This window comes from Haloferax sp. s1, assembly GCF_058382125.1.
The window spans coordinates 1-6,652 of record NZ_JBZRPK010000524.1 but is presented as its reverse complement, the minus strand read 5'-3'; the positions used below and the strand labels follow the sequence as shown (position 1 = coordinate 6,652).

Annotated in this window: 10 protein-coding genes; 6 read left to right on the top strand and 4 right to left on the bottom strand. The window is 62.7% G+C overall.

The window, feature by feature from the left end; genetic code table 11:
* The 3 genes from QT222_RS08810 to QT222_RS08800 form a co-directional block, all read left to right on the top strand.
* A partial coding sequence (locus QT222_RS08810) for an A24 family peptidase C-terminal domain-containing protein (RefSeq protein ID WP_491476950.1) occupies positions 1–301 on the top strand: 301 nt, incomplete at its 5' end.
* A gap of 56 nt (positions 302–357) precedes the next feature.
* Positions 358–726 carry a phosphoribosyl-AMP cyclohydrolase gene (hisI, locus tag QT222_RS08805; RefSeq protein WP_491476949.1) on the top strand — a complete coding sequence of 123 codons (369 nt, stop codon included), beginning with the start codon at positions 358–360 and terminating at the stop codon, positions 724–726.
* Between the two features lie 24 nt (positions 727–750).
* A complete protein-coding gene (locus QT222_RS08800; RefSeq protein ID WP_491476948.1) occupies positions 751–996 on the top strand; it encodes a hypothetical protein in 246 nt (81 codons plus the stop codon).
* Here the strand turns inward: QT222_RS08800 and QT222_RS08795 are convergent.
* Together QT222_RS08795 and glmM are read right to left on the bottom strand one after the other, a co-directional pair.
* Positions 986–1,576, bottom strand: coding sequence for a GNAT family N-acetyltransferase (locus tag QT222_RS08795; protein ID WP_491476947.1), 591 nt, complete (start codon positions 1,574–1,576; stop codon positions 986–988). The genes QT222_RS08800 and QT222_RS08795 overlap by 11 nt on opposite strands.
* A 39-nt stretch (positions 1,577–1,615) precedes the next feature.
* Positions 1,616–2,980 (bottom strand): phosphoglucosamine mutase, encoded by a 1,365-nt coding sequence (gene glmM, locus QT222_RS08790; protein ID WP_491476946.1) that lies wholly within the window; start codon positions 2,978–2,980, stop codon positions 1,616–1,618.
* Positions 2,981–3,127: 147 nt separating this feature from the next.
* On the opposite strand from glmM, the gene hisA reads away from it, so the two are divergent.
* Positions 3,128–3,844 carry a 1-(5-phosphoribosyl)-5-[(5-phosphoribosylamino)methylideneamino]imidazole-4-carboxamide isomerase gene (gene hisA / locus QT222_RS08785; protein ID WP_004058944.1) on the top strand — a complete coding sequence of 239 codons (717 nt, stop codon included), beginning with the start codon at positions 3,128–3,130 and terminating at the stop codon, positions 3,842–3,844.
* A 41-nt stretch (positions 3,845–3,885) separates the two neighbouring features.
* On the opposite strand, the gene QT222_RS08780 is transcribed toward hisA, so the two are convergent.
* Positions 3,886–4,077, bottom strand: a complete 192-nt coding sequence (locus QT222_RS08780; protein WP_049917458.1) for a hypothetical protein — start codon at positions 4,075–4,077, stop codon at positions 3,886–3,888.
* 463 nt (positions 4,078–4,540) lie between these two features.
* Between QT222_RS08780 and hisB the strand changes: the two genes are divergently transcribed.
* Positions 4,541–5,134 carry an imidazoleglycerol-phosphate dehydratase HisB gene (gene hisB / locus QT222_RS08775; protein ID WP_004058948.1) on the top strand — a complete coding sequence of 198 codons (594 nt, stop codon included), beginning with the start codon at positions 4,541–4,543 and terminating at the stop codon, positions 5,132–5,134.
* A gap of 33 nt (positions 5,135–5,167) precedes the next feature.
* Here hisB and QT222_RS08770 read toward each other — a convergent pair whose 3' ends face one another.
* Positions 5,168–5,887, bottom strand: coding sequence for a DUF8528 domain-containing protein (locus QT222_RS08770; RefSeq protein ID WP_491476945.1), 720 nt, complete (start codon positions 5,885–5,887; stop codon positions 5,168–5,170).
* Positions 5,888–6,065: 178 nt separating this feature from the next.
* Here QT222_RS08770 and trpY point away from each other — a divergent pair, with 178 nt between their 5' ends.
* Positions 6,066–6,569, top strand: a complete 504-nt coding sequence (gene trpY, locus QT222_RS08765) for a TrpY family transcription regulator (RefSeq protein WP_004058952.1) — start codon at positions 6,066–6,068, stop codon at positions 6,567–6,569.
* Positions 6,570–6,652: the final 83 nt, after the last annotated feature.

Sequence of the window (6,652 nt, the reverse complement as noted above, 5' to 3'; positions counted from 1 at the left end):
TGGGCCTGACGCCGACCTCGGTACGCCTGCCGACCCTGTCGAAGACGCCGCCACCGACTGCGCCGACACCGACTTCGACGACCCGTGGGGTGCGGCCGAGTTCCTCGACGAAATCGAGGGGTCAGCCTACGGCACGACGCCGGAGAAACTCCGCGGCGGTCTCGAACTCGTGACGGCCCGCGAGGCCGTCTGGATTTCGCCCGGTATTCCGTTCATCGTCCCGATGTTCGTCGGTCTCGTCGTCGCGCTCATCTACGGCGATATCCTCTTCGGCGTCCTCAGGGCACTCGGCATCGTCTGATTGTTGACGCCTGACGACGCACAAGAGATAACCTCTGTGACCTCGTGACCCGAATTATGACCGTCGATGTCGACTTCGGTGAGGATGGACTCGTCCCCGCCGTGGCGCAGGACGCCGATTCCGGGGAGGTGCTTATGCTGGCTTACGTCTCTCCTGAGGCCCTCGAACGGACTATCGAGACGGGCCGGGCGCACTACTACTCACGGAGTCGCGACGAACTCTGGGAGAAAGGCGCATCGAGCGGCCACACACAGGAGATTCGAGAGGTTCGCGTCGACTGCGACGCCGACACGCTACTTTATCTCGTCGACCAGAACGTCGGCGCGTGTCACACCGGACACCGGTCGTGTTTCTACCGGACGGTCGAGGGAGAGAACGTCGGCGAGCGCGTTTTCGACCCTGACGCCGTGTACGACGACGAGTGAACAGATGAACGTGGGAGTGGGACGATGGTAAACGTGGTCTCTGTGGTGGCAACCGCCGTCGGGTTCGGGTGTTTCGTCCTGAGTGCCCGACTGTTCAAAAGCGCCGCGGCCGCCCGGCGGGTCGCCCGTTCTGACGACCCTGAATTCGTCCTCGACCCGACCCGCGAGGACCCTCCGGATGACGAAATAGACGCCACCGCCCTCGAACGCGGATTCATGCTTCTCGTCTTTGGGGGACTGGCGCTCGTTTTCGCGGCGATTAGTCTGTGAACGACCGCGCCATAATCACCGTGGGATACACTTCGTCTCCGACTTCCGTCTCGGTTCGGTCGACCACTTCGAATCCTCGCGAACGATAGAACGCGCGTCCAGCATCGTTTTCTGCGAACGATTCGAGAACGAGGCGGTCGTATTGTTCGGGGATGGTAGCTGTGACTGCGTCCAGAAGCGCCGACCCGATACCGTCGCCCCACCGCGATGGGTCGACGTAGATGACCCACAACCCGGCGTCGTCGTGGCCGACGAAGGACTTGGTTTCGTCACCCCAGCGAGTCGCGGCGAATCCGACGACTTCCCCGTTATCACTCCCAGAGTCTCGGACTGCAACAACGTACCGTCCTGATTCGGTCGCGTTGAGCGCGTTCGCGTAGTCGAGTTGCTCGCGAAGTTCCGTCTCGTCGGGCGGCGTGTCAGGATTTGGGAGCGCGTCTTCCGGCAGAATGTGTTCGTACGCCCGAACCCAACATCGCGAATTAACCTGCCACACACCTCGCATTTCCGCAACTGCCTGTGGCTGTCTGATGGTGATATCGATGTCGACGTCGGTCTCGCTACCCGTGTCGTGACTCATACGACCGACTTTCGGTCCCAGCCAAAAATGATTACCCGACTATAGGTCGTCGACTGCGGCGCGGAGTGCGTCTGCGGCGTCTTCGGCGAGTTCGGTCGCTCGTTCTTCGGTTCGGCCTTCGGCGTAGACGCGAACTTTCGGTTCGGTTCCCGAGGGTCGTACGAGCACCCACGCGTCGCCGTAGTCGAGGCGGTAACCGTCGGTCGTGTTCGGCGTCGCATCGGCGGACTGGGCGTACTCGTCGGCGGCGTTCAGCATGGCCGTCAGTTCCGACTCTTCGGCGTATTCGAGGTTGATGCGGACGTTGTAGTAGTCCTGATAGGGTGCGACAATCTCGCTCGCGGGGCGCTCGGCGACGAGTTCGAGGAACTTCGCCGCGATGTACGCGCCGTCGCGGACGAGACGGTAGTTCGGGAAGAAGATGCCTCCGTTACCCTCACCGGCGACGGGGACGGTTTCGCCCTCGCGCCAGAGTTCGCGGATGCGAGTGATGAGATTCGTCGCGCCGATAGGCGTGAGTTCGAGGTCGGCACCGACTTCCTCGCACACGTCGACGAGTCGCTGGGAGACGTTCACGGCAGAGACGGTCACGTCGCCCGGTTCGAGGGCGGCGGCCGCGAGGGCGGCGAGTGATGCCTCACCGGAGATGCTTTCGCCGTGTTCGTTCACGAAGATGGCCCGGTCCGCGTCGCCGTCGTGGGCGATTCCCACGTCGGCGTCAGTCGCGCGGACGAGTCGTTCGAGGTCGCGGAGGTTCTCGGGCACCGGTTCGGACTCGCGGCCGGGGAAGTGGCCGTCGGGTTGGGCGTTGACGGTGCGGACCTCACAGCCGAGTTCGCGGAGTAAGTCGGGTGAGACGAGCGACCCGGCTCCGTGGCCGGGGTCGAGTGCAACGGTGAGATTCGCCTCCGCGATTGCCTCGCGGTCGATGCTCGCGAGGAGTTCCTCGCGGTAATCGTCGTTGACCGTCTCGATGGTGCGGGTGTCCCCAACTTCGTCCCACGCGACCACGTCGAATTCCTCGGCGAGGATGTGGTCTTCGATGCGTTCTAACTCCTCGACGGCGAGTTCGACGCCGTCGTCGCCGACGAGTTTGACGCCGTTGAACTCGGGTGGGTTGTGCGACGCCGTGATGACGACGCCCGGGACGGCCTCGTCCTCGCAGTACTTGACGGCGGCGGGCGTCGGAACGACACCGAGGTCGTCTACGTCGACACCGACGCTGGCGAGGCCGGACATGGCTGCGTTGACGAACATTTCCCCTGTAGTTCGTGTGTCACGTGCGATGGCAACGCGGTCGACGTTCCAGACCGTGCCAGCGGCCTTCGCGACGCGAAGGACGAACTCCGGGGTGAGGCTCTCACCAACCACGCCCCGCGTCCCGCTGGAACCGAAGAGTTTCATTGAGTGTGTCTGTATTCCGGCGAGACAAAGCCGTTCCGAACTATTGGCTCGCAATTGTTCTGGATATCTTCGTCGCAGACGGAACGGTACCGGGCTTCAGTCACCGGATTCGGTGCGTTTACGCACGTCGGTTGCTCACAGTGGCGTATGTTCCCAGAGTTCGAAGTCGTCCCCGCGGTCGACATGCAAGACGGCGAAGTCGTCCAACTCGTTCAGGGCGAACGCGGCACCGAGAAGTCCTACGGCGAACCGGTCGAAGCCGCCCGCCGCTGGGTCGACGCCGGTGCGAAAACACTCCACCTCGTCGACCTCGACGGCGCGTTCGAAGGCGACCGAAAGAACGCTCCGGCGGTCGATGCCGTCCTCGACGCGGTCGACGTTCCGCTCCAACTCGGCGGCGGCATTCGAACCGTTGAGGACGCCCGTGACCTCCTCGACCGGGGCGTCGACCGCGTCATTCTCGGGACGGCCGCGGTCGAGAACCCCGACATCGTCGCAGAACTCGCCGAGGACTACCCCGACGGCGTGATGGTCAGCCTCGACGCGAAAGACGGTGAGGTTGTCGTCTCCGGCTGGACCGAAGGGACCGGTCTCGACCCCGCGGAGGCCGCCGCTCGCTACGAAGAACTCGGGGCCGCTGCAATCTTGTTCACTGACGTGGACGTAGAGGGCCAACTCGAAGGCGTCCACCTCGACACCACGTCCCGCGTCGTCGATGCGGTCGATATCCCCGTCGTCGCGTCCGGTGGCGTCGCCTCCCTGGCCGATATCCGCGCACTTCGCGATGCGGGCGCAGCAGCGACTGTCGTCGGGACCGCACTCTACGAGGGTCGCTTCACCCTCGAAGCGGCGCTGGACGCGTAGACGCACCGCTGCCGCAGTTCGATTTGGGTTGTTTTGGGCCGTTAGAACCGAATATAATAGCCGACGAATGCGGCGAGACTGTCGACTGTTCCGTAGACGCCGACGGCGACGAATAGTACTCCGATTATGGTCGTTTCCGGACGCGAGGTGCTGAGAAACGGCCCGCTGAGGGCGAGCATACTGAGCGTCACCACGTCGCGTTTTGGACTAGCTATCGGTCCACACCGCGTCATCCGTGGCTGCTCTCCGTTCGGCGTCTATGTTGTCGCATCGTGTCCGGTTGCCCTATCGTCTGTCGCGTACCCCTCCGTCAATAATTGCTGCACTAACTGCCATCGTCACGAGTACGATTCCAAGTGCGATAGCAACTCCCGACCGAGCGGTAAGCAGTAGTCCCCCGACGCAGATGGTGTAACCCACCACCAGCGCTCCCTTTCGCTGCATGCATCACCGTACTCACCCGGTGATATGAATTTCCGGCAGACAGGCGTCTGACGGTCGTTTGTAGACTGACACTCCAACTAACGGTGGGTTCGATGCTCATTTCGCCAGCCCTCGCGACCGTCCCCAGTTGTCTGACCCACCTCAACCGGACAATTGCGGCGTTCGCTCTCGATACTCGCTTTCGACACCGCCACCGCGCTGAAACTGGCCACGACGAGAATTCATATATGGGCTGCCCCCTTCGAACGCGACATGAGCGACGCCGACCGAACCGCGGCCGTCTCCCGGGAGACGGCTGAGACGACAATCGACGTGACACTCGCCATCGACGGCGACGGCGACGCGGTCGTCGACACCGGAATCGGCTTCTTCGACCACATGCTGGAAGCCTTCGCCAAACATGGTCTATTCGACCTCACCGTCCAGTGCGACGGCGACCTCCACATCGACGACCACCACACCGTCGAAGACGTGGCTATCGTCGTCGGCGAGGCGTTCACGGAGGCGCTCGGCGACAAACGCGGCATCGTCCGCTACGCCGACCGAAAGGTCCCGCTCGACGAAGCTGTCGCGTCAGTCGTCGTCGACGTGTCCGGTCGTCCCTTCTTCGAGTTCTCTGGTGAGTTCTCCCAACCCTATATCGGCGAGTTCACGAGCGTCATGGCCGAACACTTCGCCATGTCGTTGGCGATGAATGCCGGTCTCACGCTCCACGCCGGGGTCGACGGCGAAAACGCACACCACGAGGTCGAAGCGCTATTCAAGGCGCTCGCGCGTGCGCTCGATGACGCGACTCGCGTGGACCCACGGCGCTCCGACACGCCGAGTACGAAAGGAAAACTGTAGACTAAAACCAGTTTGAGACCGCTCCCAATCGGCTCAGGGACGGCGAAGCATTCCACCGTCGTCGACGAGGACACCGCGTTCGACCGCGTAGTCGAAGATGTCCGCGACCTCGTCGTCGTCGAGGTCGTACGCACCTGAGGCTAACTCTTCAATCTCCGCCCGCTCGACGGGGAACTCGCGGTTTTGCAGGATACGAATGACTTTGCGGAACTTCGGCGGCTCGGGTCGCATGTCGTCGTCTCCCGTTTCCTTCCCTTCTGCGTCGGTTTCGGCAGAGTCGGCCTGTGGCTCGGGTTCGGTAGTCGTTTCCGACTCGGTTTCTTCGCCTCCGTCTTCGGCCTGCTTGCCTTCTCCGATGCGCCCGCGCTCCTCGACTTTGTTCTCTGTTTTCCCGGTGTGAACCGAGTCGTCGAGCGGGTCCGACGAGGTGTCGTCCGTCGATTCGGCGGGCGTCGGTGCGGGGTCGACAGGCTCGACATCGACCGACGTTGCATCATTGACTGACCCACTCCCTGCGCTCGTCGGTGTTGTGGATGCGCCGGTCTCTGCCGGTGCGTCGTCGGGAACGTCCACGTCCACGTCGACGCCGAGTCGAGCGAGAAGCGGCGAAATCACGTCGGTCAACGTCTCCTGACAGTGTTCACAGAGGATGACGCGGCGCTGGTCATCGGCTGGCGTCAGCTCCGGGGGCAGTACCTCGAAGACGCCAGCGGCGTCGGTCCCACAGAAGTCGCAGGTGCGTAGCTCGCGCATGCTGGACGGGTTTTCGCGCCGACGGTTAAACCCATCTCCGGCGCTCGACTGTTCGGTGAAATCAGCCCCGGCGGAGCGTCCGCGGCATCTCCCTCCGACGTGCTCTAGCTTGCTTTCTCCCTCCGACGCGCCTGACGTACCACTTAATGTGGCTGGCCGCAAACCCCCGGACTAACGAATGTTCGACGAGATTATGGAGAAGTTCGAGGGCAGTCCAAGCCAGCAGGCTGTCATTCGACTCCTTTTGGAACGCGGGTTCTCCGTCAACGACGAGGGACGGGTCGTCTCCGGCGGAATCGAGATACCGAACACCGGTATCGCCAGAGAGGCCGACGTGGACCGACGCGTCGTGGATTCGACGACCGACGCCATCCTCGCCGACGAAGAACTCCGACAAATCTTCCAGAACATCTCGGCGATTCCGAGTCTGATGGACCTCGCACCGGTGCTCAACCTCTCTGTCCTCACCGTCGAAGTGGCCGACGCCGACGAACCCGGTATCGTCGCGACCGTCACCTCGAAACTGGGCGACGCGGATATCTCCATCCGACAGACGATTAGCGAGGACCCCGAGTTTACCGACGACCCGAAACTCTACATTATCACCGACGAACCGGTTCCGGGCGACCTGCTTAACGACCTTTCGAGCCTCGATTTCGTCCGTCGAATCACCATCGCCTGAGTGACTGGGAGTGGTCGGGTTGCGCGGTTAATCGAAGGCCATATCGGCGAAACCGGCCTGAACGGCCTCATCTTGCCTATTTG

Excerpts from the sequence above, each read along its gene's own strand:
- trpY (WP_004058952.1), top strand. The coding sequence starts at position 6,066 with ATGTTCGACGAGATTATGGAGAAGTTCGAGGGCAGTCCAAGCCAGCAG.
- glmM (WP_491476946.1), bottom strand. The coding sequence starts at position 2,980 with ATGAAACTCTTCGGTTCCAGCGGGACGCGGGGCGTGGTTGGTGAGAGC.
- QT222_RS08780 (WP_049917458.1), bottom strand. The coding sequence starts at position 4,077 with ATGACGCGGTGTGGACCGATAGCTAGTCCAAAACGCGACGTGGTGACG.
- hisB (WP_004058948.1), top strand. The coding sequence starts at position 4,541 with ATGAGCGACGCCGACCGAACCGCGGCCGTCTCCCGGGAGACGGCTGAG.
- hisA (WP_004058944.1), top strand. The coding sequence starts at position 3,128 with ATGTTCCCAGAGTTCGAAGTCGTCCCCGCGGTCGACATGCAAGACGGC.
- hisI (WP_491476949.1), top strand. The coding sequence starts at position 358 with ATGACCGTCGATGTCGACTTCGGTGAGGATGGACTCGTCCCCGCCGTG.
- QT222_RS08800 (WP_491476948.1), top strand. The coding sequence starts at position 751 with ATGGTAAACGTGGTCTCTGTGGTGGCAACCGCCGTCGGGTTCGGGTGT.
- QT222_RS08795 (WP_491476947.1), bottom strand. The coding sequence starts at position 1,576 with ATGAGTCACGACACGGGTAGCGAGACCGACGTCGACATCGATATCACC.
- QT222_RS08770 (WP_491476945.1), bottom strand. The coding sequence starts at position 5,887 with ATGCGCGAGCTACGCACCTGCGACTTCTGTGGGACCGACGCCGCTGGC.